The organism is Natronorubrum halalkaliphilum (assembly GCF_009834785.1).
Taxonomy (GTDB): domain Archaea; phylum Halobacteriota; class Halobacteria; order Halobacteriales; family Natrialbaceae; genus Natronorubrum; species Natronorubrum halalkaliphilum.
This window is the reverse complement of record NZ_WUYX01000022.1, coordinates 37022-59491: the sequence shown is the minus strand read 5'-3', so window position 1 is coordinate 59491 and position 22470 is coordinate 37022. Positions and strand designations below refer to the sequence as shown.

Here is a 22470-nt window from a genome sequence, read left to right as displayed (position 1 = left end):
GTTTCTCTACAACATTCTCATCGTTGGAAGTGACAGCAAGAAAATCGGAGGTCACACCCCCCGTTTTCGAGTAGTAACGAAGGATTCCGGCGAAAGATACCCCCATTTTCGAGTTGTTACCCACCCCGGAGCTCTAACACTCCCCGTTTTCGAGTAGTAACGAAGGATTCCGGCGAAAGATACTCCCCATTTTCGAGTTGTTACCCACCCCCGGAGCTCTAACACTCCCCGTTTTCGAGTAGTAAGTGTGGAGAGAATAAGGTCGAGATTAGTTCTTGCTGCGGAACTGCTTCAGCCGTTCTCGGACAACTGCGCTGATAGTCGCCTCTTCGTGAGCTAGATCTTCAAACCGGGAATCCTCACGAATCGTCTCCATGATCGTTTCCGGATCCTCGGAGAGGGAGAAATACATATGCACTCCTCTGCCTCGCCCCTTGCCTCGACGCTCGGAGTCCAATACTCCGTACGTACTCTGCTCTGTGACGTGATTTACGAACGTCTCGCGACTGTACTGATCCGAATCCATCGTATCAGCAATGAATTGGTACGTCTTGAACGCAGGTCCAGCAGGTATCCACTCAGGGTGTTCTCTTGCGTAGTGGGCAGTGGCCGCCACAGCGTAGATGGAGAGTTTCTTTTGAGTGGATATCCCGCTAATATGGCGTAGTTTGCGATTTTCGGTGTATTTCTCCTGGGCTTCACGGACATCAGTCTCGGTAACAGTGTCAGCTCCACGCCGCTCGGCTAATTCGCCAGCCCATCTGAGGAGATCAATTGCTTTCCGTGCATCCCCATGCGTTTGGGATCCGAATGCGGCAACAAGCGGAACGACGTCATCTGTGAGTGAGTTTGGCTTGAAGGCGTCTCGTCGGTTATGGAGAATACCACGGAGTTGGTTCGCATCGTAATCGTCGAAGAAGATGTCATCAGGGTTGTAAGAACTCTGTGCGCGGCTGTTGAGGTCCTTCATGAAATCGGCGTAATTCGTGATAGTCGTGAGTGAGATCGGCCCATCAAAATCGGCGAGTTTTCGAGCCCGTGAAAGCTGATAGATGAGAGAATTGTACTCCGCTTCCTGATACGGTCCCTCGAGCATATCGATTTCATCGAGAATGAAGATGACACCGTCGTAATACTCGCGCATTAGTTCGTACAGTCGCTCCAACTTCTGATCCGTTGAGACCCCGGTTTGGGGAACACCAGGATCAACGCCGAGGTCGTCGGCAGCAGCTTTAACTAACCGATAGACAGCTCGATCTGCTGTCTTCGGCCCCTCGCAGTTGATTGAAATGACCCCGAAGGTCTTGCCTTGAGATTCACACAGTTCGACAATCTGTTTGCAGACTGCATGAATGATGAGCGACTTCCCAGTTCCAGAGGGACCACTCAGAAGCATATCTGGGATGCCTTCGTTCTGGAGCACGGGTTTCAGATTGTCGACGACACGGCCCAGTTGCTCATCACGACCGACGATACGATCCTCGTCGATGATGGTATCTGACCGAACGAGGTCTTTGTTCGCGAAGACCCCCCCAGACGACTCAGTTTGTAGCCGATCCCGGATTGAGATGCCACCACCGTTTGTTGCCTCTTGAGAAGAATCGGCGAGTTCCGAGCCATCCTCAAACGTCGACTGTGACGTATCTATCTCCTCACCCATCGACTCGGGATTATCAGGAGCAGCAGAGGAGGATTTGCGATCCTTTTCACCTTCTGGATGATTCGAACCTGCTCTACGTCCCTTTCGTCCCATTATGAACCACCTCGAACTCTGGGTATAAAAATGTGGACCCTTGTGGAGTTGTAACCGGGTGAAAACAGGCTATCTAACAACTACAGCCGTGTATTCCCGAAACCAGCTAGATACCGTCTTCGGCATCTAACACCCTCCGTTGTCGAGTTGTAAGGGATCGCCAGGAATTTCTATCGTCGAACTCCCTCGATGACCCAGACCCCCCGTTTTCGAGTTGTAAGACTTCGAGGAGCGTCACCACACCTGGTTCGATTCTCCCACCCGCCCCATTTTCGAGTTGTAAGTAACAGTGAGTCGCACTGAGTATAGAAGCAGATCTATATCGGCTGAATTTTTCGAATGATGCTTAGGGTGAAACGGTGTATCCCACACCCCCCGTTTTCGAGTAGTAAGCACCAGAATTGTCGCGAAAGGGTAACGCTCGTAGGAGTAGTTCACAAATGAGAGAAATGCCGGTTAACAAACATGATGGGTGGTGAAGTTCGTGTGGTGTACTCGAACCTTCTACCCTCCCCCTCCCCCCTTTTTCGAGTTGTAAGTCGCCGGGTGCAGACCACTTCAGACCCCATGGAGTGAGAATGAAGTTCACAAAATAGGACGTAGAGGCGATGAAACCTGTTAGTTCTCGAGATTGGGACCATGTACGAGATGAGGAGATTTTCTATACCCAGAGATTCTAATCTTCTAACTGGCCTAGAAGATTTATTTCTTCTGTCCCCATTACGGATATGGTTAGATAGCGGGCAGCATAAACTTTCGCATTTTTAGTTGCATCTTAGAGAAATGGATGTTCAGATCTTCTATCGTGTGTATCTGCCACAATCGGCTGTTTTGCAGCCCCCTCTTTCTGTTCACCCCCTCCCCGTCGTCACGAGTTTACAACTCGAAAAAGGGGGGAGGGGGTTCGTTAGGCCCAGTCCGTGATATCGACTACACGTGTTCCATTGAACTCGCGTCGGATGTCGTTCTAATTCCAGTCAAAGGGAGACAGTAGGATCTCGGCAGCTCGGACCAGCTGCGTCTCGTAGTACAATGCGTCGTAGGTGTCGATCTCTACGGGGCGAGGGCGACGTGGTCCCGTGAGGATTTCTCGTCGACGATGGCGTACTCGATATCCTGTCCAGGATGGACGGTGAGATTCTGGTCGCGAGCCCGTTTCAGGGCCGCCACATTCTGGGTGTTCTGCGTGTACCCCTCCAGCAGCTTGGAGACGCGATTCCGTTCCACGAGGTGCTAACCGTTCCAGCGTAGGGGGCACTTGATGGCGTCCCGTAGACAGTCAAGTACAGCGCCCGGAGATCGAGTCGTGTCGAGTCGTTCGAGACAGTCGCGCTAGACGTCCTCGATGAACGGAAGGGTTGAGCGCTGCCGGGCTTCGATGCCTCTGATCTGAGTAAATGGAGGCTGAGAAAGGAACTCTATCGATAGCGCTAGACGTGTAGTGGGGGAGGGGTTGGATTGCAGATGAGTCGCCGAATGTGTCGAGGAGCATGTCAGTTGCCAGACCCAAAGCTCACGTAGAACTCCCCACCCCGCAGCTTCTCCCAGAGGGGTTCATCATCCTCTTCAAACTTCCCGTAGTCAACGAAGTCCTGAATGTCTCTAACCGTGATGCCGTTCCCACGGTCATCCTCACTGCGCCACGCACGCGGGAGACTCACTAAGCGGAGCAGGTAGCGGTCTGTTGATTCCCGGATTTTCTTCGGTAACTCACCCGGCAATGGATCGGGACCTCGCCGGCGGGCCATCCGGAACTCGTTTCCGGTCAATTTGATGCGGCCATTGGTCGCTCGGTCCGGTGTAACGGCCTTGACTTCGACCCGTCTCATATGTTCCGGACCCCAGCCCGAGTTCGCTTCTTCGTCCATGCCGGCGAAGGGGTCGATATAATCGAATCCGGGCCCACGCTCGTCAGAAACGTCGAACAACAGGCGGAATGCAGTCCGATACGCTGATTCATCGGGGATTGTTGCCTGCCGAAGGACCACTTCCGGGCGTTCGCCCTCGATTGCTGGCTCATTTGTATCGATATCGGCGATGGCTTCAACCGCTTTCATCCGCCAGATATCGGCGCTCCGCCATCGAGTGAGTTCCTCGAGGATTCGCTCTCGTGTCGATTGGTCTTGTGTCCGGAACTGGTTCCACGTACGCGCCAGACACAGCAGTTCGGCTTCACGCCCTCGGTCGTCAGCAATCTCTGCGTTTGATGTCGGGGTGCTAGATGAACTTGATCCAATACTGGGAGCGCCCCCATCGTCAGGTGCATCTTCCAGTGTGAGAGATGAGTTAACCGCATCATCCAGCTCGGTATCCGACGCTGACACCCACTGCATTGTGAGCTCCCGTCGCTTGGCGTGGCTCGTAGGTCCACCGCCGCCACCAGTGTCCTCACGATACCCGTTCAGTGCGTCAGTAACAGTCGCGAGCGACTCGGTGGGGTTCTCGAGTGCCGTCGTGAACGCCCTGAGGAGCTTATTGGTGTCATCGTCCTCACTGAGTGAGGCGGCGAACGTTTTGTGGCGGGTTGCGTGCCACTCGGCGACGGTCGTTATGATGGACTCGAGAACGGGCCCGTCACTCTGTTTTGGGAGTTCGATCAGCAAGCGGTCCCTGAGCGCTGTCGCCACGCGGTCGCCGTCGGGAATGCCCTCTATGACTGGTGTCAGTGGCTCCGGTGGCGCTGTTGGGTTGGCAGCTGCATCGACGGCGAGGGCGATAGCGGTTTTTGAATCCGATTCGCTATCGGTGTACGTCGCCCAGAAGGCGTCAATTTTGGCGACAGCGGTGAGGTACTTTCGGAGGGACTCGACGTCGCTGTCGGTCGGCCAGGAGTCGAGTTCATCCCAAACTTGGTGGTCTCTCAAGTCCTCGCGGTGAAGCTCTGAGGCGTTCTGGAGTGCTGTAGAAACATGTTGGAGTCGTGCGTAGTTCTCCTCCATCGCTGCGGCCGCAATACATTGCCGGGTGGCCGGCTCGGCAAGCCCCGCAGTCGTGAATGCCTCCACCCATGCATTGACGACCGTGTCCTCAGTCCCGTTCGGTGCGTTCGCCATTTTCTCCAGTGTCGATTCGACGTCGTCGTCCGGATTGATATGGAACTCCGGTGGGCTTGCCGTCTCGTCGATGTTCGAAAGTAGTGTTCTCAGTGCCGCTTGAACCAGCTCGAATCGCTGTTCTCGAAGCTCAGAGAGTTCTGCGCGGACATTCTCTTTCTGTTCGGCGTAATCGTAATCGAGCGCGTCATCCGGCTTGATGAGTATGTTCTCGAAGACATCCCTAAGCGAATATTGGTCGATGACTTGGGCAAGGCCATCTGCTGCGAGGTATAGCGGGATCAGCGTCGAATCGTCACTGTGCTCGTCGATTGCGCTCCGATAGATGGCGATCTGATTTGGCTTTTCCTCATCAGTGGTTGGCGGTGACCACTGCGTCGACCGCCTTGAACTCGTGCCGTCGGTGCTCTCGATGATCCCGATTGGATTGTCGACGACCGCATTGAGCTGGTTGTAGACCGCCCGATGGTTTGCCTCAGATACATTTGCATCGTATGCGGCTAGCAGATAGATTATCCGGGGCTCCAGTGTCGATTTGAGGTCCTTAATCGCTTCTTGTTCTTGGGGTGTTGGTTCAAACTCGTCCTCGGAAACTCCGAGATCCGGCTGTTCTGTCTTTGTTTGAATTCCAAATGGCGGTGTCGGGCCGTCGGGGGCACCGCCAAACAGGTATGCAATGGCTCGTGCCTCTCGACTGGGCCGTTCGACGATCGCGATGGAATCGTCACTGGCGAACTGTTCGCGTGCGTGCTGCGGGATTTGCTGCGTGTAGACTCGTAGCTCAGGCTCCTCGACCTGTGGGATGTCCTCCTCAACGTGGAGGATAAGCGAGTTGTCGGCCCATCGGACTGGGAGTCGAACGCCAGTATGCCAGATATCCCGCCGAAGCCACTGGCGCTTGGGTTCCTCATCAGTGAGTTTTCGACTGACCTGCGAGGTCGCCGTGAGCCGCCGTAGCAATCCATAGGTGGGCACTGTATTCGACTGGGAATCCCATGTGGATTCCATCGCCGAAAGCGCTTGATGGTCGTATGTGCGGTGTGTATCGGCAACCGCACGGCTGGATAAGAACTCGTTGAGTCGATCGGCCGCTTGGGCTGGGGTGAGTTCATCCAGCGGCCGTGCGCCAAGCTTTGTCGGCAGCGATGCGATTTCGACGCCCGGCAGTTCTCCATCCGCATCGAACCGCGACTCGATGCTTGCGATAATTTCGTCGAGGTTGAGTCGTGGCAGATAGCTGGCCGCACCGCGTTGCTCGTCGGCGGTGATTAGTGGCCTTGCTGTGTGGAGGTCCTCTGGCCTCAACCCACCGGGCGGTTCCGCAGGATCGTCATCTGTATCTGGTTCCGTGACCGGCCAGAGTGCCGCATCCTGTAGTTGGACGACCCCGAGCGCCGGAATCGTGGCGTCGTGTGTATTCGGTTGGTGGCTGTAATGCGTACCGTCACAGTACCACGCAGTGTCTGTGATGGTCGACGTGAGTTCTGGCCAGATGAGCGCCGTCGCATCCCGAACTGCCTCCCGATGACCCCGGTCAGCGTCTGGATCGAGTTCCGTGAGATGCCACCACGTTGGGATCGCCAGATCCTTGTTGTACTCCCACTCCTCAATATCGCAGTCTAACCAATCTTCTTGACAGCTGCTCGAGTGGCCGGCACTGAACGCTGGATGGTGTTCTGAGCGCCAACTAATTGTTTGGTACCGCTCCAGTAGGTCTTCGGATGGGGAAATCGGTGGATTGGCTTCGAACTCGGGATCGGCATCTGTGAGGGACTGCACTTCCGAGAGTGATAACGCGCCCGTGCGACGGTCGTCGGTGCCACGGCCAGGGAAGAGCCATCCCCAATCGATGTGGGGGCCGACCTGCACGCCCAGATGCAACAAGAAGTAGAGTTCCCACCGCTTGCGTTCCGCGCCCGAGAGGTCCATCTGTGCATGGATGGCTTCCCACTGCTCGTCACTGGGCGGCGCGAGGGTTGGGGTGTCCGTGGGTTCGAAGTCCTGGCGGCACTCGATTGCTGCGGCCCAGCGTCGGAACTTCGCGCCCGGCTCGGCCTCACTATCATCAGTCCCGCCAAATGGATACTCGACGCCATTTTCACTTGCGAGCGAATCCGAAACGTCGCTGAATCGCTCCGCCCATTCGGGGCCGAACACCAGTCGCTCGGCTGGGAGTTGGTTGCCGTCGTCGGTCGGAAGCGGGGTCGTCTGCACGTATCGTCGCTCGAGAAACGCGTCGTAGTCCGTTGGGGTACCGGTGAGTGTATCATACGCGAAGACTTCCTCGACGTCGTCGAACTGCTTGTTGTGGAACGGCTGGGGGGTCACCCACTCGGCAGTTTGCCCGGCTGTCGATTGCTTGTATAGATCGGCAAGGTAGCCGACGACGTCTGGGTCGCCATTTTCGTCGCCCGAGAACCCACCCGCTTCGGCGCCGACACGGCGATAGAAGGCCGCTTGCCCTTCCAGCTCTCGGGTCCCCCAGCGTCGGTTATGCCGCTTGAGCGGGCCGACCCACTCGTTTTGATACGGAATGATATAGACCGGCAATTGTTGCGGTGGAGTGGGGAGTTCCGCCATGGATTGTTGTGACTCACCGGGTTCCTGGCGGCGGAAGACGATGCGTTCACTCCGTTGGCGGGATCCATCATCGGATTGCCCCTCGCTGGGCCTCGCGCGAACTAACCGGGTTACGGTTGTCTCCTCCGCCTCAGCAGTCGATGTGCCCTCCTTGTGTTTCTCTGCCGGCAATAGGGGGACACCATGTCTACCGAGTCGGGTTGCTGCATCGACTTCTGCGTCGTTTTCATCGTCGCCATCCGCATCTGCGCCGTGATCGGCTAGGGCCTCCGCTATGGCCTCGAAGTACAGCTCTGCATGGGCTGGATGCTCGACAGTCACATGCCACGCATCGAACCCATCATCCGGTGTGGTTGTACCGGCTTGCTCCCAGAAGTCACAGAGGACCGTCACAAGGTCATCTTCCGATGCATCTGCTGCAATCGTCTCGATAAGCGTGGTCAACCCGATTTGGGAAAGGAACCCGTTGAACCGGGATTGGTCACTCGGTGCCGATTCAGGGAGGTTGGCTTTCCACGCTTCCCCATTCGCGATGACCTCTGCAGCAGGAATCGGCGGCGCGGCATCCCGCCCACGCAACGCCTCGAAGGCTTCCAACCGCGTCGGGTCGAGCAATGTCGCCGTCGGTTGCAACGGTTCCTGGGAATCAGTCGGGACGATCGCGGTGTCTTGAAGCCGACTGAGGGTGTCAGCGATTCCATTTGCGAGCGATGTCTCGGCGTCAGTCTCGGCGACGTCGACGGGAGCAACAACCCACGGCATCCACGATTGATATCCTGACGGTGGAGCGTGAGTTGCCTCGTCGCTTTGGATGAGATCTTCGCTTACGGTCGCGATGAGCGTCGGGAGCTCCTTGAGGAGCGTCTGGTTTTTCTCGGCAGTCACGAGATGTTGGCGATCGAAACTCACTTCGAAGGGAGCATGAATTACGAACGGGAACGGCGTCGAAGCATCCGAAATCGGGTAGTAAAGGTGGAGAGGTTCTGGCGTTGGTTCCCAATCGGCTGCCTCGGGACGCGGCTGTTCCAGCAGGATATCCATCGTTGCCGATTCGGCGTCGATGTCGCGGTCCTCATCCGTCAACCACTCATGGACGTCTGGGGTCAGTGTCTGTGAGTATCGAAGGAACTCTCGCTCGTGGGTGGTCGTGCCGACAGTAGTGGTCGTTTCTTCCGTGACTGCATGCGGAATTCGGGAGAGTCCGGGGTCGTCACCGATGGACGACTGGTGGGCACTGTCGGTCTCGATAGTCACCTCCCGGCGGTCGCCAATCTCAAGGAAACCGGTTTCCTCGGTATCATTGCCCTCGAGTTTGAGGAAGTCGATTTCGTCGAGTTCCTCAAGGAGGACCAGCGTTGACGCAGAGAGGTCGGTACACTCATCCCAGAATTGCGCTTGGGGTGTCTTGTCGCTGGACAGTCCGCCAACGTTTGCGCTTCGCCGGTTGGTCTCGAAGGCGTCGACGATATCGCGACCACTTTCGGCGAGTGCGTTTTGAACAGAATCGAGCAACCCGGTCCATTCCGGGTCATCATAATCGAGCCGGACGACCGTCTGGTAGGTGTCGGCATGGTCCTCGAGCCATTTATTGTCCGGCGTCGCGGTTGACGAAGCGGATTGACCAGTCTCGAGGAGGGCGTCAACGAGCCGGCTTGTTGCATCCGACTCCTCGTGGTCGGTATTAGTGAGGAAGGGGTACCGGAACAAAGAGAGTCGGGGCAAATCGGTGAGGAACTCGCTTGGCGTCGGCGGCGCCTGCTCCTCGGTCGACTCCCGCTCAGCGATGGTGTCGATATCCGGCGTTGATGGGAGTCTCGACCGTGCCTCTGCATCTAGGATATCGTCGAGAATGGATTGATATGACTCAATGACGGAACTCTCGACATCGAGCTCATTTCTGAGCTCCGTCTTGAGGTAGTGGTCGTACCCTGCTAACAGCATCTGGCCCGCGTGATAGCGAGAGAACTGTGCCGAGAGCTGATCGTCATTGACGACCGAATGGACGGAAAACCGCTCGCTCAGTTGGAGTAACGATTTGAGGCCAACCCCTTTCTCACCGATCGAGTCGCTGTTGTCGAGTTTTTCCGATCGGCCGAGTCCGGTGACCGCCTCGAACACATCATCATCGTGGAGTTCAAACGGTCGACCAGTGTTCGCGATGAGTAAGGATTCTGGGCCGACGATAACAGCCATTCGTCCGTCATCGCCGGGTCCGTCGCGAATCGCGTCCCGCGCATTCTGGATGAGTTCCAAAACTGTCCGACTCTCGTGCGTGGAGGCGACGACTTGATTGCCGACGCCAAGGTCCGTCTCCTTGCTCCACCGGCTTTCGTTCGTTAACGCACCGAGGAGATCTTGGTGTTCAGTACGACATGATTCTGCGACCGTCTGCTTTGGGGACCCTGAGCCACTCACTGAAACTCTAAACCTGTAGCCTGTGCGGTCTTTCTCCATTTAAATAAAAGGTAGGATCGATACGTCTTGTTGTACGAGGCCGGCTCCATGCTTATTCAAATCATTAAATGAGGGGCTCTGCTCTTCGAGGAGGTCACAGTAGATGTCCTTCTCGCCTCGGTCGTCATATTAAATGATGCCGTAGATTTCATTGGCGGGCAATATCTATCCAGCGTGAGACGGTGGCTACGTGGTTCAGACATCACTACAACCACGAACAACGGAATCAAGCTCTCAACGGACGAACGCCAACTGAGGAGGTGCTGAACCAGACAGTAACTTTCACTCCCGTAGTTCAGGAGTCACAGCGTTGATCACCTTTCGTTGAATCCAAGATTCACTGATTCATTGATCACCGTCTTCCTTTGCCAGTTCGCGAATCTTTTCCTTCGTCTCTTCGCGGTGCTCGCCGAATGCCACTTCGAAAATCCCACGATAGAAGTGCTTGTTCTTCTCGAGCGTGATGTCCTCCCGCTTCAACTGTTTTTTCAGCCGCGTGAATGTAACCTCAATATCCTCGCTCTGGTCCGGTTCAACGTATATCGTGGCCGAGTCCCAGTCCTCCCGGATGTTCAACGGCTCATCGTCTGTTTCCTCTGCCTTCTCATTTGAGGATTCAGTATCCGCTGTGCCAGTAGCCCCCTGCTGCCCTGATTGTTCCTCAGTAGCAGCCGCAGGTTCGTGGTCTTGACTCTCTGCTTCCGACGTCGTCTCCATCGTCTCGTCATCGGTCGCGGCTTTCTCGTCGTCTGCTTCCTCAGACGGATCCTCAAATCGCTCGTCCATTCCCCGGGGCATTCTTACGCCTCCACCTGCGTTTTGTCGAACGCTCGTTCCATCGTCTCCGCAACCTCCAGAAAGAGGTCGCGCTCTACTTGCTGGTCGTTCGCGTCTTCCCACCCGAAAATATCTCGTCCGTTGTCCCACGCACGCTGGATCGCTACTCGCATCGGGAGTTTGAAAATCGGTGCCATCGACGCGAAGGACTCGTCGAAGGAGTTGAGGAATTTCTGTGACTGACCGTCGTCCCGGTACATATTCGCCAGGAGTCCGACGATTGCGATCTCGATCTGCTGGTTGTCCTCGATGGACTCCAGCTGGTCCCACAGGTCGTCAAGTGCATCCCGTGATGTTGCTTGGGTCTGTGCAGCCAAGAAGACGTTCTGAGCCGCAATGAACGCCGCGTCCGTCAGGACTGAGAGGTCAGGGGGGCAATCGACTACGATAAAATCGTAGTTATATCCATCGTCAACCATCTCTTCGAGGGCGAGTTTCAGCGAGAGACGGGCATTTGCATCGTCCATCCAGTCTCGAGCAAGGCCCATGTCCTTGTGACTGGGAATCAGGTCGAAGTTCAGATGGTCGTACTCGTCGGCTTCGATCACGATCTCTGAAAGACTAGTATCGTGCGTGCGCGGATTGTCGACGAGTACGTCAAGCAGATTCTCGTCATCGGTGACTAGTGTGTTGGGGAGTTCGTTCTTTGGGCTTGATGGGTCATTGTCGTCGCCCGGACCCAGTCCAAGTCCTTTTGTCATGTCGGCTTGCGGGTCCATATCGATCGCAAGCACATCGTGGTCGCGAGTGGCCAGCGCCGCGGCACTGTTGATCGTCGCGGTTGTCTTTCCCGTCCCGCCTTTCTGGTTGCCGAAGGCGATCGTAGGGATGCCAGTTGATGGTGTGACGCCCCATCCATGAGGTGATTCGGTCATAGTTAGATCATTGAATCAATGACTCATAAATCCATGTCAGACACTTAGTTGTGTTTCTCTCAATCTGATTATGGAGGATATCGTTATCTGAGTGGCTGAGAGTTATGATTCTCTCTTTTCCGAGAACTGTCTTTGATTCATTAACTCACAAACTCATTGATTCACAATGTCTCGATTTCATTGATTCATTGGTTCAATAATTTCGTGAGACGGGTCTGGTGTTCCTGAGTCCTCTATTCAATGATTCAGGTACTCACTGTTTCTGTGACTCAATGATTCCATGAGTCGATGAATCGACTCCCCCCATGGTACCAGTTGCTACCGTGGATCGTGGATTCATTGACTCATAACTTCCAGAAGTCATCACTTCATTGAATCTGTGACTCTGTGACTCATTGATTCAATCACCAACCGAGGACAGACATTTGGAATGGCTCGATAGATGGGTAACATCAAGTTCTCTCTCCAAAGGCTGCGTTAAGTTGATCCTGCATGAACTCTCGTCGGACTTGACGAGAACGCGAGTCAGATAGGTAATTTTGCATCACTACCTGAGGATCGCTACTACCTTGCTCTGCAGCGATTTCGTTGATACCTTCGAGAACGCCTTCGAGGGCTACTGTATAGGTGTCGTACCAGAATCGCCGGCAGAGCTGTGGGCTTGGTCGTTCGCCCTGGATCCGGCCAGGAAGATCTGCCTCCGATGCAAGATTCTGGAACCAATTCCGGATTGTATCTCGGGTCACGTACGGCATTTCTCCCTGCGAAGATGGGAACAAGTATCCAGTCCACGTATCGTCTTCGGCTATCTCGTCGATTCGGGAGTCGAGCACGTCCATTCCGTACAGGAGAGACACCTCACCGGGCCCGTTCTTGCGGCTCTCGAACGTGATGAAGGGGATGTCGTCTCCGGGAACATCACGGTGGAACTGTGAGACGTGGAGTGCGGCGACCTCACTCGCTCGAAGTCCCCAGCCAGCTAGTGCTACTACGAGCAGCTGTTCTTGTGTTGTCTCCGACGTCTGCATTAGCTTCCGAATATGGTTTGCTGAAAGGGAAGGTGTCGGGGATTCCTCTACTTCCCACTTGAATTCGTCGTAGAGGCCGCTGGCAGGGTTCATCGAGGTAACTCGCCGACCGACCAGATGCTGATACCAGGCGTCGACGACGCGCCGCACACGCTGGAGAGTCTGGGCACTGTACTTGTCCTCGGTTCCCTCGTTCAACCAGTCGAACGCTGCATAGACCGCATCAACGGCTTCGTAGGCTGGATTCTCTTGACCTCGTAGAATTGGTGTAAGGAGGTCGCCCGTTCCATTTGCCTCTTGGTAAGCACGGACGTAGAGATTCAGCCGCGTTCGCATTGCTTCGATGGACGACGATGCCAGACTGTACCGTGATTTTCGTCGGTTGAGGAACTGTTCGAGGGCGTCGATTGTTGCCTCGTCCGTTGTTGCCCATGTGTAGCCTTCTTTATTGTCTCCAAGCCCGAGGTCTTTATTCCAGAACTCCCCGAATGAGCGGTCATGATGGCGGCGGAGAGCTGCAAGGAATGACCGTGCATCGTGATTCTGAAACCACTGGTGGGTCGGTTTCTCGCTTGTTGGATCGAAACCCTCTGTTTCGAGACAGGGTGCGATCTCGTCCCAGTACAGGTCCGCGAAGTCCTCGAGCGAACACGAGGTCCATCGGACACCATCGAATGATAGCGCCTGCTCAACGTTGCTCTCGCTCTCCTGTTCGGCATCTGATCGACTCATTGTAACGATCTCTGGGAGATTCGACCATCCGAAATTGGATTGATGTAGAATTCGGATAGGAGCCTGGTCACGGTCCAGTATGATTGTTCTAAGAGTGGCATTTTGGAGCAGTTCAGCAGTTCAGTTGGATTCTTTATTAGTTTGTGGGTTTTGCTGACCGGAAGAGTCTGCTAAACCCACGACAATTTGGGTGAGAAAATGCGCTAACCGAATAAACTGTATGGCGCAATACCTTTTTCGCAGGCTGATTCCCCAGATTCACCTGAATATATCTATAAACAAGAGGGGTTCAATAGAGCTGTTTCAGCATATCAGCAACGATTAACTGTCAGCCACTCTAATTAGATTGAAAATGAACTCTCCTCCCCCTACACTCTGCGAAGACGATTTCTATCAGACACTCGTTGAAAATGCTGCCGAGGGGATGTTGACTATCGACCAGGAGAGTAAAATCGTCTATTCGAATCCAGCGGTCGAAGAGATTCTTGGATACTCTCAAGAGGAGTTGATTGGGAGTTCGAAGATGAAGATTATCCCCGAGCGGCTAGAATCTGTCCACGCTGCGGCTCTTGACGCATATGTCGATACTGGCGAGCGCAATATTGACTGGGACGGAATGGAATTGCCTGCACTTCACAAAGAGGGACACGAAGTACCGACACTGATCAGCCTTCGCGAACATGAACACAACGGTGACCAGTATTTTACAGGCATTATACGGGATATTACCGAGCAACAAAGGCGAGAAGAACAACTCCAGGAACAACGGGATCGGCTGAACGAATTCGCAGATATTCTCACCCACGATATTCGTACCCCTCTCTCTGTCGCCCAAGGCTATACTGAGGTCGCACAAGAAAATCACAATAGTCCAGAACTCGACGAAGTTTCCGAGTCACTTGATCGAATTGATACCTTAGTCGATACTGTCCTTGAACTTTCGAAATCGGGGCAGTTAATTGGAGAAACTGAACCTATTGATATCGAAGCGTATATTCACAAATCCTGGGATAGCGTCGAAACTCAAGAGGATACGTTACAGATCGATGATGAACTGGGGCAAATAGTTGCTGATACAAGCAGGTTCCAAGAACTGTTGGAGAATTTGTTCCGGAACGCAGTTGACCACAGTGATGAGGCTGTCAGAATCTCTGTGGGGAGCCTTGCTGAAGAACCAGGAATATATGTTGCAGATGATGGCCCTGGAATTCCGAGTTCAGTTCATACAGACGTATTCGAACACGGATATTCGACAAATCAAGCGGGAACCGGCTATGGCCTCTCGATTGTACAACAAGTCGTGCAGGGTCACGGGTGGGAGATCGATATCACAGAGAGTGCTGAAGGTGGTGCCCGATTCGAGATTAAGTGGTAGCAATACTGGTCCCGATCGGCATTCACTGCTTAGCCGCACATGTGACGGATATTTATTGTGATTGAATTTCAATCAGGGAGACATGACCTCAACCTCGCCTCATCTAACACTCGAGGATGCCTTAGATGAGCATGCACTTCTCTCCGACATCGAAGACGGCGTGACAGTACTCCACATCGAAGATGATTCGAGCTTTGCTGATCTTGTTTCGACGTTCTTAGAGCGTGAGCGCGAGTTCTTCGATATCCACACAGAGACAAATCCAGTGGAGGGTGTGGAACTTGCCAAGGAGGGGGAAGCAGACTGTATTGTCTGTGATTACGACATGCCGGAGATGGATGGGTTGGACGTTCTCGAAGCCATCAGATCGGACATCCCTGAACTCCCGTTTATTCTGTTTACTGGGAAAGGGAGTGAAGAGATAGCAAGCGAAGCGATTTCCGCTGGCGTTACCGAATATCTTCAGAAAAGGGGTGGCACAGAGCAATACGAGGTCCTCGCCAATCGCATCGAACAGGCTGTTGCTCGACGCCGAGCAGAACGGCAGGTCACGCGAGGATTCCGTGCTATCGAAACGGCACACGACGGAATCAGTCTGCTCGATCCTGATGGTAAATTCATGTACGTTAACGAGGCGTACGCAGAGATTGTTGGGTACGAGCGAACAGAATTAGTCGGGCAACATTGGGATATTCTGTATCCAGAGAAAGAAGAGAAGCAAGTCCACGAAGAAATACTTCCCGGAGCAAGAGACGAGGAGTGGGTCGGCGAGACAGATTACATCCGCAAGGACGGGAAGGCGATCACTGTCGATCACCGACTGGTGTACACCAAAGAGGACACGCTGGTCTGTGCGATATCTGCGACCGATGATATCGAAACAGTCCGCGACGAACTCTCACTGAAAGAGCATTCAATGGACGAGGCACCGATCGGGATCACTATCACGAATCCAACACGGCCTGACAACCCAATCATTTACGCGAACAGTGGGTTCACCGAATTAACAGGCTATGCTAGAGAAGAGGTTCTTGGTCGCAACTGTCGATTCCTACAGGGAGACCGAACACAGCCGGGACCAATCACCGAGCTAGATCGGGCTATTGACGCTGAAGAGCCAGTGAGTGTGGAACTCCGGAACTACCGCCAGGATGGGGAGTTATTCTGGAATCGTGTCACGGTTGCTCCCTTGACAGACGAGGACGGGGACGTGGAGTATTTTGTGGGGTTCCAAGAAGATGTAACAGCCCGCCGAGGACTGTTAGAAGAGTTCGGCGCACTCGCGGACGTACTCTCACACGATATGCAAAACCCGCTTCAAACGGTTCGTGGACGAGTGAGGTTAGCGCTGGACACTGGAGATGTAGACCATGTCGAGGAAGCTCTCCCCTCCTTGGATCGAATGGAGCAACTGGTCGATGATGTCGCCAATGCACTAGAATCGGGTACAATCGTTGGCGAACACCATCCAATCGACCTAGAAGAACTTGTCGAGACGACGTGGGAGTCATTAGACCGACACGGTGAAACCGGGTCCCTCAAAATCGATGACGCGCCGATGGTCCACGGCAATCCGGAAGCAGTCCGGCGAATGTTCGATAATTTGCTCGGAAACTCGCTAGAACACGGAGAGGCACCGATCAACATTCGAGTTGGTGCCTCAGACGATGGAATCTTCCTCGAGGATAACGGGCCTGGTATCGCTGAGCCGAACCGAGAACAAGTGTTCGAGCAGGGCTTTTCAACGAAATCCCATAACGGTGGGACTGGAATGGGGATGGCGAGTGTCCGGCAGATCGTCTTAGCTCATGACTGGCGGATCGATATCACTGAGAGTGACGAACTCGGTGGTGTGAGGTTCGAAATTCAGACCCGCCAGTAATGATGTCCAACAGTACTTCAGGTGGGCTAGACGACGAGGCTTCCCAGCTGTACGGGCAGTAGGAAGCTGCCGACTTTCACAGATACGCTACTATGCCAACATCTATTGTGTCATCGACACAAAAATTCGGACATGGACGACGACAGTGATGAAGACACGCTACAAGAAGCGCTAGACCGGGCACAAGATGTAATGTTGCCAGCGGATGATTCTGATGAACTCCAGCCAAATTATCCAGCTGACTACACTCCCGAAGAGCGTGTTGAACACGTTCTTCGAGGAGAGTACCCCCGGTGGCGAAGTGTAGAATGGATTACAGCGGCTGCTGATACGGATTCGGACGTCTGCTGGTCTGTTATCCAGGATCGACTCGGTGAAGGGGAAGTCGAAATTTCTTCGGAGGGTGTCCGGCGGAACCGATATCACGTCTACTTTGAGAAGGTAGAAAAGGCCACAGAGCGTGCTCGTGAGCGTCCACGTCGGCTATTGTGAACTCGGTCGCTGGCACGACACGCCACCTCTCCGTCCAGTAAGGAGAACGTCTCATGGGTCCGTTCTCGAGGTCACTTCTCAGTGCTGCAGGGTCGCCAATATACCTTTCCGGAGGCGATCTGTTTTGATTCCAGTTCACCCAGAAAGACAAGATCTTCCAGCTTGTTTCGGGCAGTGTTGCGGTGACAGGAGAATTCAGCTGCAAGTGCCGGGGCATCGAATGGCTCACAGCGGTCTTGCTGGTTCTCAAAAAACTCTAGGACATCATCGGTAGTAATTCGCGGCTTCGGACCGCCAGACATTATCTTGATACAGACTCCGCCAACGAAAGCTATCGATGAAGGGGGAATATACAATGTGCATTTACACAATAACCATTAGAAACGGTGCATAGGGCCTGTATAACAGGTCTTTTGTAAGTCAACCCCTAAATTAGGATGACAGGATTATGACTCGACGAGAAAACCAACAGACAACAGCGGATTCTGTAATCTACAGTATTGTCGAGGAAATCAGCGCAGTGACTGATACACCAGTTGAGGACGTTAAACCGTTGCACAACTCTGTAGATGCGGATGCACTCAAACGATTAGTAAATCGATCCCATTCCGAATTTCGGCTTGAATTTCCTCATAATGGGCTACAAGTAGTTGTGGAGTGCACTCCAGATACCGAAATCACAGTTCTAGAGGAGTAATGTGTCTCAGAATCCGTGACTTGTCTCGAAGTGGGAATCAGGAACTCCCATGGGAACTCTCACGGTCCACCAGGTAACACCACGGTCTTCAGGCCATGGAGAACCCCAAGCCCTTGTCTAATCTGCAACTGAGTTGCATTCTCATCGCAAACTATCCAATATGATTCTCAATCAATGTGTATTCAGTAACGTATTTGGTCCTACTTCCCGAGTTCACATCTAATATCGATGGTGGGTCAAAAAATCAACGTCGTACTGAAGATACTGTCCCGACCACGGAATCGCATCATACTCCAGCATCTCCAAGATGTCTCTGTCACTTCGCCACAAGATCTGGCCCGCCATATTACTGAAAATCATCCTGATAGTACAGCCGTTGATGCAGAAGTGATCCGGATCCAGCATGATCATCTACCGCTCTTGGCAGATCACGGTTTAATTGCGTATGATCAGGATATGGGAACTGTTCGGGATGAATCCGGTGAGTTAACTGATCACGTTCTTAGATCAATTGATAAGCTAACTGTAGCGAACTCTATTGATTGACATCCTCCTCCGCGTGAACAGCGCGGCTTCCAGTACCGGAATTGAGGTATTGACTGTGGGGTCGTGGGTCGGTTCGACAGGTGGAGACGGATGAAATCGCCCAGTACATTCACATGGCCCAACTAACAAGAGTGGTTTATGTCTGATCTCTCAATGGACGACAACACTTCTGTGCGGGCAGTAGACAGCGATGAGGAGGTTACTGACGACATTGATGCTGGAATGCTTCTCCATAATGTGTTGGATGGTCTCGAGGCACCGACGATGATTGTTGGCACTGATGGCACAGTAACGCACATCAATCGACAAGCAGTCGAACTCTTCGAGACGGCAGATCAAGACGCAATCGATTCCAAACCGGCTGCAGTCCACGGTGGGGAGTCACTCATCGATCAGGTGCTCGAGACAGAAGACGAAATTCAGCAACGCGAGGAGACATTTGTTGTGGCTGGTGAGGAAGTACACGTCAGCCGGACGGTGATCCCGTTCCAGAACGCAGATGGAGAGTTGGCTGGTGGGATGGAAACTGTCCGTGATATTACCACAAAAGTCCGAGAACGCGAACGGAAAGAGCAACTCGAAGCCTACCAGACAGCGGTCGTTGATCACCTTGCAACAAGCCTCGAACAGTTGGCGGATGGTGATTTGACGATCGATCCGACTGTTCCGGATCCACCGGAAGACTTCGACGAGATGCAGGACGTCTACGAGGAATTTTCTGCAATGGGAGCATCACTTGATCAGGCAATCGACAATATTCAGGAGGTGGTCGATCGACTCGAGTCACTTGGTGACGATCTTGCGGCCTCAAGTGAACAGCTGAGTGCGAATAGTGAAGAGGTAACGAACTCCATCGAGGAGATCAACTCGACCGGAGACGAGTTAGCGGATGGCGCTGCTGATCTGACAGCACAGACGGATACAATCGACCAAACGATCTCTGACCTTTCTGCCTCAATTGAGCAAATTACTGCGACTGCACAGCAGATCGATGCGACATCGGAACGCGCGGGTGAACTGGCAACAGACGGTGTCGAAAAGGCCGCGAATGCTGTAAATAGGATCGATGACGCCACAGATTCCGCTCAAGAGATTACGTCTGAAATCGAAGAACTCGAGTCACGAATGGAAGAGGTCGGTGATATTCTCGAGGTGATCACGGACATCGCAGACCAGACGAATCTGCTCGCACTCAACGCCTCTATTGAGGCTGCGCATGCCGGCAACGAAGGTGATGGGTTTGCTGTTGTCGCAAACGAGGTCAAGAGTCTCGCGGAGGAATCACAGGAACACGCCGATGAAATCGAAGCAATCGTTTCGAATGTTCAGAATCAGACGACTGAAGTTGCAAACGGTATTCGCGAGGCGAACGAAGAAATAGAGACCGGCGCAGAGGCGGTTGACCAGGTTGTTGACCAACTTTCTGAAATTGAGACATCTATCGAGGCTACCAGCCAGGGTGCAGACGAAGTCAGTGATGCGGTCGAACAACAGGCCGTGAACGCAACTGAAGTAAGCGACCTCGTTGGCGACACGTCCTCACTCAGTGAGGAGGTGACTGCGTCTGTTGAGGAGGTGTCTGCTGCTGTCGATCAGCAGGCGACTGCGATGGAAGAGGTAGCACATCTCGCTGAAAATCTCAGCCAAACCAGTGACGATCTCTACCGTCGGTTGGACCAGTTCAAACTCGATGAGACAGAGTCAGCAACGCTTTAGTCTGTCAAGAAAGGACTAATATCACAGCTGAGGACTTGTCAATAGTGCATCGGACAGGACACTATGGGGCTGCGCTCATCTTTTATGCGCCACTTGGATTACTGATTACCCTTCTCATCAATCTCGAGTTTGCTTTCGTTGGCGGTGCTGGGGCCGTTGCATTGTCGATGATCCCAGATTGGGATATGAAGATTCCGGGCATCAAGCATCGTGGTATCACTCATACCATTCATTTTGCCGTCTTTGTTAGCGCGCTCGTTGGGCTTGGCGGATTCGTCCTTGGTGTGCAGTCAACACTTGCTGCTGGACTCGTCCTTGGTGGGTTTGCATTTGCCGTCAGTACTGTTTCTCTTGGGTCTCATATCGCTGCTGACGCGCTTACTCCCGCTGGTGTCGAGCCGTTTCTGGATGACCGCCACTACTCCTACGACATTGCTCGAGCAGCGAATCCGATTGCAAACTATGGGCTCCTTGCCTTTGGCGTCCTCGTAACTGGTCTTGCAGTACTCACAGCAGGTGTGCTTGGATTGTAGCTTTAGGACTATCAGCGACTATATCGATTGATCACGTAGACGACTGTTCCAGCGACAACACCGACTGGAATTGCCAGTCCAAGTAATGGGAGAAAGAGATCGGAAAGGCTGAACAGTTCACCACCAGTTTCAGTTGCTCCGTTAGCACCGGTGTCAGCTGTAGACTCAGAGCCACCGGAGCCACTGCTTGGAAGGAAGAGATACGTGAGTAATCCACCGACAACGGTCATTGTGAGGTAGCCGGTGAACCCACTCGCAACGGCAGTGATGACCGCTTTCCGTGTCTGTTCGATCCGACGCTGGATGTAGATGCCGGCAAGTGCTCCAACAAGGGGGCCGCTGAAAACCATCATGAGAACTACAAAAAACATGAACGTGAGCCCAACCAACTCCCCAAGGAGTGAATCACCCATGAATCGCAGCCATAGTATGGCTGTTAACCCAAACCCAAGTCCGACTGCTGCAAAGATACCGTTTGTCTGTTTGAGCAACTGCTGCACGGAGTTTTCTGAGAGGACTGCTGTAATGTCGGCTGCAGACGCAGCTGGCCGTTCCTCGCCACCACCCACTTGCTTTGAGGGCTGATTGGTAGTCGTTGTGTTTGCTGAGGTTTCGAGATCTGATTGGTCAAGAACAGTAATATCGTAGTTCGACGTTGCCTTTTGAGCTTTCTCTGAAAGTCCAACCGTGGTCGCAATGAAGGTCTTATCGATTTCGTCTTCTTGGTTTTGGCGGCGTTTGAGTAAGTATTTGACGTGATTCGGCGTTACCTGCGAGTTTGGCCCAGTAATCACTAACGCAAGTCCTTGCTCTGGTGTAGTTGACTGCCTTCCGTGCAGGATCGAGACTCCATCCTGAATCTGCTGGAGTTCAGTCTCCCAACCCTGGGTTGTGAAGTGTTCACGGACAGTCCGAAGAAACTCCTGCCCAGACATTAGAGCGTTTGAGACACCGTTTTGGTGACGTCTTGTTCCACCATAATCAGTTGTCGTAGTCTTCGATTGGATCGTAGTCGGTGTTAGTTGAGTTCCCGCCCCGCAAGAGAGCAATGGCTACAAGCACGATAACGACAAGCACTACAATGATCGTTGAGCGTCTCATTTCAATTCGAATATTAGCCAATGATTCTACATAAAGGATATGGCCACTGTGTCGGGCAATTTCCCCTCTTTGATCACCGGTAAGGAAACCTTCATTGAATCTGATTCATGAATACAGTTCCACTAATGCCGACGTGTCAAAACTGCGGCAGCCATGTTACTGCTCGTTTTCGCCGTGTCTTTGGAGACAACAACGGGGATATCCATGGATGTCGGGAGTGCATGAAAACAACTGAGATCAGTAATGAGGACGGATTACACACTAACTGCAACTGCTGATCAAGCTGGTGCTGGCGGATGTTGAGCTGTGTCTATCCAGAACGCCTCGATCGCTTCTGCAAGTGTTTCGTATTCAGTTGGAGATGATGGCTTCGTCAGATAGGCATTTGCTGATCGCTCATAACTCCGAATGATATCGTCTGGATCATGAGAGCTAGAGAGAACCAATACCGGCGGTGCTGGATGGTTACAGTCGTCTTCGAGGGTTGATAAGAACTCATGGCCACTAACCCGAGGCAAGTTTAAATCAAGAAATACGAGGTCTGGAAACGGATCTTCACCCGACCGTTCGCATTCTTGGAGGTAGTCGACAGCAATACCCCCGTCTTTTGCAGTGTGAAATCGGACGTCGCTCTGTATGGAACGAAATGCTTCCTTTGTAAGGCGGATATCTCCGGGATTGTCTTCAACGATCAAGACATCCACAGGCTCATTCGGCGTCTGATCAGTTGCGTCCATCAGTCCTCTATGGGTACTCTTGGCCTCTAACCCTATTCCCAAAACACGTTGGAATGATGGGTGGTCGCAAAGAGTACAA

15 protein-coding genes and 1 pseudogene are annotated in these 22470 nt (G+C 53.3%); 8 read left to right on the top strand and 8 right to left on the bottom strand.

From position 1 onward, the window contains the following. Nucleotides 1-268 precede the first annotated feature (268 nt). From GS429_RS06025 to GS429_RS06000, 6 genes and pseudogenes are all read right to left on the bottom strand, one after another. A complete protein-coding gene (locus tag GS429_RS06025; protein WP_160063680.1) occupies nucleotides 269-1660 on the bottom strand; it encodes a Cdc6/Cdc18 family protein in 1392 nt (463 codons plus the stop codon). A gap of 1063 nt (nucleotides 1661-2723) precedes the next feature. After that, nucleotides 2724-3145 (bottom strand): annotated as a pseudogene (locus tag GS429_RS22610) (type B DNA-directed DNA polymerase); the annotation flags it as partial. 101 nt (nucleotides 3146-3246) lie between these two features. Continuing rightward, nucleotides 3247-9840 carry a sacsin N-terminal ATP-binding-like domain-containing protein gene (locus tag GS429_RS06015; protein WP_425438186.1) on the bottom strand — a complete coding sequence of 2198 codons (6594 nt, stop codon included), beginning with the start codon at nucleotides 9838-9840 and terminating at the stop codon, nucleotides 3247-3249. Between the two features lie 345 nt (nucleotides 9841-10185). Further along, nucleotides 10186-10626 carry a DUF8160 family protein gene (locus GS429_RS06010; protein WP_201293967.1) on the bottom strand — a complete coding sequence of 147 codons (441 nt, stop codon included), beginning with the start codon at nucleotides 10624-10626 and terminating at the stop codon, nucleotides 10186-10188. A gap of 14 nt (nucleotides 10627-10640) precedes the next feature. Then, on the bottom strand, nucleotides 10641-11552 hold the full coding sequence (locus GS429_RS06005) for a ParA family protein (RefSeq protein WP_160063662.1): 912 nt from the start codon (nucleotides 11550-11552) through the stop codon (nucleotides 10641-10643). Nucleotides 11553-12004: 452 nt separating this feature from the next. Next, entirely contained in the window at nucleotides 12005-13312 is a 1308-nt protein-coding gene (locus tag GS429_RS06000) for a tyrosine-type recombinase/integrase (protein WP_160063660.1), read from the bottom strand. Nucleotides 13313-13664: 352 nt separating this feature from the next. Here GS429_RS06000 and GS429_RS05995 point away from each other — a divergent pair, with 352 nt between their 5' ends. The 7 genes from GS429_RS05995 (at nucleotide 13665) to GS429_RS05970 (ending at nucleotide 20553) form a co-directional block, all read left to right on the top strand. Further along, nucleotides 13665-14687 carry a two-component system sensor histidine kinase NtrB gene (locus tag GS429_RS05995; RefSeq protein ID WP_141466406.1) on the top strand — a complete coding sequence of 341 codons (1023 nt, stop codon included), beginning with the start codon at nucleotides 13665-13667 and terminating at the stop codon, nucleotides 14685-14687. Between the two features lie 82 nt (nucleotides 14688-14769). Next, nucleotides 14770-16569: a PAS domain-containing protein gene (locus GS429_RS05990; protein ID WP_141466405.1), complete on the top strand. Its 1800-nt coding sequence runs from the start codon at nucleotides 14770-14772 to the stop codon at nucleotides 16567-16569. A gap of 132 nt (nucleotides 16570-16701) precedes the next feature. After that, a complete protein-coding gene (locus GS429_RS05985; protein WP_141466404.1) occupies nucleotides 16702-17061 on the top strand; it encodes a hypothetical protein in 360 nt (119 codons plus the stop codon). A gap of 448 nt (nucleotides 17062-17509) precedes the next feature. Beyond that, the gene (locus GS429_RS22605) at nucleotides 17510-17758 is read left to right on the top strand and encodes a HalOD1 output domain-containing protein (RefSeq protein ID WP_160063658.1); all 249 of its coding nucleotides are present in this window, start codon (nucleotides 17510-17512) and stop codon (nucleotides 17756-17758) included. Between the two features lie 228 nt (nucleotides 17759-17986). After that, nucleotides 17987-18304, top strand: coding sequence for a DUF7344 domain-containing protein (locus GS429_RS22600; protein ID WP_425438185.1), 318 nt, complete (start codon nucleotides 17987-17989; stop codon nucleotides 18302-18304). Between the two features lie 153 nt (nucleotides 18305-18457). Beyond that, nucleotides 18458-20020, top strand: coding sequence for a methyl-accepting chemotaxis protein (locus GS429_RS05975; protein ID WP_160063656.1), 1563 nt, complete (start codon nucleotides 18458-18460; stop codon nucleotides 20018-20020). Nucleotides 20021-20064: 44 nt separating this feature from the next. Further along, nucleotides 20065-20553: a metal-dependent hydrolase gene (locus GS429_RS05970; protein WP_328821265.1), complete on the top strand. Its 489-nt coding sequence runs from the start codon at nucleotides 20065-20067 to the stop codon at nucleotides 20551-20553. An 11-nt stretch (nucleotides 20554-20564) separates the two neighbouring features. On the opposite strand, the gene GS429_RS05965 is transcribed toward GS429_RS05970, so the two are convergent. Continuing rightward, nucleotides 20565-21488 carry a hypothetical protein gene (locus GS429_RS05965; RefSeq protein ID WP_160063652.1) on the bottom strand — a complete coding sequence of 308 codons (924 nt, stop codon included), beginning with the start codon at nucleotides 21486-21488 and terminating at the stop codon, nucleotides 20565-20567. Nucleotides 21489-21761: 273 nt separating this feature from the next. Between GS429_RS05965 and GS429_RS22595 the strand changes: the two genes are divergently transcribed. Next, a complete protein-coding gene (locus GS429_RS22595; protein ID WP_425438184.1) occupies nucleotides 21762-21932 on the top strand; it encodes a DUF7563 family protein in 171 nt (56 codons plus the stop codon). Here GS429_RS22595 and GS429_RS05960 read toward each other — a convergent pair whose 3' ends face one another. Continuing rightward, nucleotides 21933-22391 carry a response regulator gene (locus GS429_RS05960; protein ID WP_160063650.1) on the bottom strand — a complete coding sequence of 153 codons (459 nt, stop codon included), beginning with the start codon at nucleotides 22389-22391 and terminating at the stop codon, nucleotides 21933-21935. It lies immediately after the preceding gene. Nucleotides 22392-22470: the final 79 nt, after the last annotated feature.